2 protein-coding genes are annotated in these 2,228 nt (G+C 61.2%); one reads left to right on the top strand and one right to left on the bottom strand.

Annotated elements, in window-relative coordinates; all coding sequences use genetic code 11:
• Positions 1 to 124: 124 nt before the first annotated feature.
• Positions 125 to 721, bottom strand: coding sequence for a VOC family protein (locus ACTG4J_RS15260; RefSeq protein ID WP_439140586.1), 597 nt, complete (start codon positions 719 to 721; stop codon positions 125 to 127).
• Between the two features lie 275 nt (positions 722 to 996).
• Here ACTG4J_RS15260 and ACTG4J_RS15255 point away from each other — a divergent pair.
• Positions 997 to 2,228: UDP-glucose dehydrogenase family protein (locus ACTG4J_RS15255; RefSeq protein WP_439140585.1), on the top strand; the 1,232-nt coding region annotated here is incomplete at its 3' end.

Below are 2,228 nucleotides of genomic sequence, written 5' to 3'. Positions count from 1 at the left end.
GAAATCTTCAACAAATCTGCGCGTCGTGCCTACATGGGCGTTGCGCCGCATGCTCGGGCATGCTCCGCAAGAGTTGCGTCGCGATGTCTACGGGGGACAGGACAAGCCGGTCTCATCCCTGCCGTCAGTAGCCGTGTTTCGCGCTGCGGTCGGTGGAGAGGGAGCCTTGGCTGCGGGTCACGAGCGTTTCGATGGCATCGGCCAGATGGGCGCGGTCGATATGGTGGTCGCCGCGCGCGACGCGGATCTTGTGGGCTTCGAGCAGCACATCGGCGTGGCGCATCCCCTCGGGCGGCTCGAAGCGGTAGGAGGCCAATTCGATCCGTAGGCCGAGCGGGTCGCGGAAATAGAGCGAGTCCATGAAGCCGCGATCGACGGGGCCTGAATGCTGCACCCCGCGTGCATCGAGACGTTCGGCGATTTGCCAAAACGAGGCTTGGCTGACGTTGAAGGCGAGGTGATGAAGTGATCCCACCGCTTCGGGCACGGGCTTGGTGTCGCGAATGCGTGCCTCGTTGGTGAAAACGGTGATTAGCCGGCCATCGCCGGGATCGAAGTAGAGATGTCCTTCGCCTGGATTGTCGAGATTGGGTTGATCGAAAATGAAGGGCATGCCCAGCACCCCTTCCCAGAAATCGATGCTGCTTTGACGGTCGGCACCGATCAGGGTGATGTGATGCACGCCTTGGGTCTGGATCTTGCGCGGCTGCTGGTCGGTCATTGGGCCCCTCCTGTCATGGTGACAAAGCTAGTGCAGATTTGCGGCCGCGTCCCGTGCGGTGACGCACAGTGTCTGTGGCCTCGCCCGGTGCGGAGCCGTTGATCGCGGTCAATGGCGCGATGATGCCGGCATTCTAGCGTGGTCGCAGGGGTGCAAGCCGATTTGGGAGCAAAGGTGGCAATGCGCGATCAAGGACATGCGCATGCTTGATACTTTTTGCTTGCTGGGCGACACCAAAGAAAACGTATCTCAGTAAACGAGCGAAAAGGTATCTTATGCGTATCACGATGATCGGCACGGGTTATGTCGGCCTTGTCTCGGGGGTGTGTTTTTCGGATTTCGGCCATGATGTGATCTGCGTCGACAAAGATCCGGGCAAGATCGAAAAGCTCGATCGCGGCGAGGTGCCGATCTTCGAGCCGGGGCTCGATCAGCTGATGGCGAAGAATGTCGAAGCAGGGCGGCTGTCGTTCACTACCGATCTGCATGCGGCGGTCGATGCCGCCGAGGCGGTGTTTATCGCAGTCGGCACGCCGACCCGGCGCGGCGATGGGCATGCGGATCTGACCTATGTCATGACGGCCGCCGAGGAAGTGGCGCATGCCCTGACGGGCTATGCGGTGATCGTGACCAAATCGACCGTGCCTGTGGGGACAAACCGCAAGGTCAAACAGGTGATGGCCAAGGCGCGCCCCGATGCGGAGTTCGACGTCGCCTCGAACCCGGAATTCCTGCGCGAAGGGGCGGCGATCGACGATTTCATGAAACCCGACCGCGTTGTCATCGGCGTGCAGACCGAACGCGCCGCCGAGGTGTTGGCCGAGATCTACCGCCCGCTGTTCTTGCGCGATTTTCCCATTGTCACGACCGATCTGGAATCGGCGGAAATGATCAAATACGCAGCCAATGCTTTTCTGGCGACCAAGATCACCTTCATCAACGAGATCGCGGCGCTGTGCGAGCGGGTCGGCGCGGATGTAAAGGAGGTCTCGAAGGGCATGGGGCTTGATGGGCGGATCGGCAACAAGTTCTTGCATGCCGGCCCCGGTTATGGCGGGTCGTGCTTTCCCAAGGACACCAGCGCGCTCGCCCGCATCGGTCAAGAACATGCGGTTCCCCAGTCGATCGTCGAGACCGTGATCCGGGTGAATGATGGGGTGAAGACCCGGATGATCGAAAAGCTCCGCGACCTTTGCGATGGCAGCTTCAACGGCAAAACGATCGCGGTGCTTGGCGTGACCTTCAAGCCCAACACCGACGATATGCGCGACGCCCCCAGCCTGACCATCGTGCCAGCGCTGGTCGGTGGTGGGGCCAAGGTGCGGGTCGTCGACCCCCAAGGCCGACGCGAGGGCGAGGCGCTTTTGCCCGGTGTGGTGTGGCAAGACGACCCTTACAAGGCGGCGCAGAATGCCGATCTGGTGGCGATCTTGACCGAGTGGAACGAGTTTCGCGCGCTTGACCTCAAGAAACTCGCCAAGAAGATGGCAAGCCCGCATATGGCCGA

Origin of the sequence: Roseicyclus sp., from assembly GCF_965662675.1 — a bacterium.
Lineage (GTDB): Bacteria > Pseudomonadota > Alphaproteobacteria > Rhodobacterales > Rhodobacteraceae > Roseicyclus.
This window is presented reverse-complemented; position numbering and strand designations above follow the sequence as displayed.